A 1,300-nucleotide genomic window follows, 5' to 3' on the forward strand; every position below is an offset into this window, starting at 1 on the left:
ATCATTACTGTCCCGTAAAAGTGGATAAATAGTTCTTTGAAATAATTGAAATATAGTCTATTAGATACTACTTTTTAGGCGCGACGATTTGAAATCATACCTTTGAGGTCAATAAAGGTGACCTCAAATGAACCAAGATAAATATGTTTTCGCTCAGTTAGTAGAATTCTTGAACAATGATAAGTTCAGAAGACTTGTAGACAAGTATGATGGCAATCGTTATGTGAAACATTTCACTTGCTGGAGTCAGTTACTTGCAATGATGTTCGGTCAACTCAGTAATCGTGAAAGTCTTCGTGACTTGATTGTAGCTTTGGAAGCACATCAAGGAAAGCGTTATCATTTGGGATTGGGTCGTGAGCCCATTGCCAAAACTACGCTTGCATCTGCCAATCAGAATCGGGATTACAGAATCTTCGAAGATTTTGCTTTCTATATGATGAAGGAAGCATGTGAAAAACGATCGACTCACATCTTGGATATTCCAGGAAGGAAGTATGCGTTTGATTCCACTACGATTCCTTTATGTTTGGCTACATTCCCTTGGGCGAAGTTCCGTAAGAAAAAAGGTGGAGTTAAGGCTCATGTCCTTTATGACATAGAAGCACAACTTCCAGCCTTTTATACAGTAACTACAGCATCCAGGCATGATTCAACAGAAATGTCCGCAATTAATTATGAGCCAAATGCTTATTATATATTTGACAGAGCGTATGACTCGTTTAAAGAACTTTATCGGATTCATCTTACAGGTTCTTTCTTTGTAGTCAGAGCGAAGTCTAATCTGAAATGCAAGTTCTGTAAATGGAAGCGTAGAATGCCGAAGAATATCCTTTCAGATGCGGAAGTGAAACTGATAGGGTACACTTCTGAAAAGAAGTATCCTGAATCATTCAGAGTCATCCGTTTCTATGATAAAGAGGATGATCGTGAATTCACATTCCTGACGAATGCCAAACACATATCTGCACTTGATATTGCCAATCTTTATAAGAAAAGATGGTTCGTGGAACTTTTCTTCAAATGGCTGAAACAACACCTTAAGATAAAAAGGTTCTGGGGTACTACCGAGAATGCGGTTCGAATACAGATTAGTGTTGCTATCATCACCTATTGTTTAGTAGCTATTGTACAATATGATATGCAACTGAATCGTTCAACTTATGAGGTCTTGCAGATTCTTAGCATCTCATTAACAGATAAAACGCCTTTACAAGAGCTGTTTAATAAGACTAATTTCAATGATGTCAAAGAACAATTTAATCCCCTTATTCCGGGATTATTTGATTAATTAATAACT

The 1,300-nt window shown here is 37.1% G+C and carries 1 protein-coding gene; it reads left to right on the forward strand.

Going from position 1 to position 1,300, the window contains the following annotated elements:
* Window positions 1-127 precede the first annotated feature (127 nt).
* A complete protein-coding gene (locus E5355_RS19045) occupies window positions 128-1,291 on the forward strand; it encodes an IS4 family transposase (protein WP_004313273.1) in 1,164 nt (387 codons plus the stop codon).
* The last annotated feature ends 9 nt before the right edge of the window (window positions 1,292-1,300 follow it).

The sequence above is a fragment of the Bacteroides muris (ex Afrizal et al. 2022) genome (genome assembly GCF_004793475.1).
Taxonomy (GTDB): Bacteria; Bacteroidota; Bacteroidia; order Bacteroidales; family Bacteroidaceae; genus Bacteroides; species Bacteroides muris.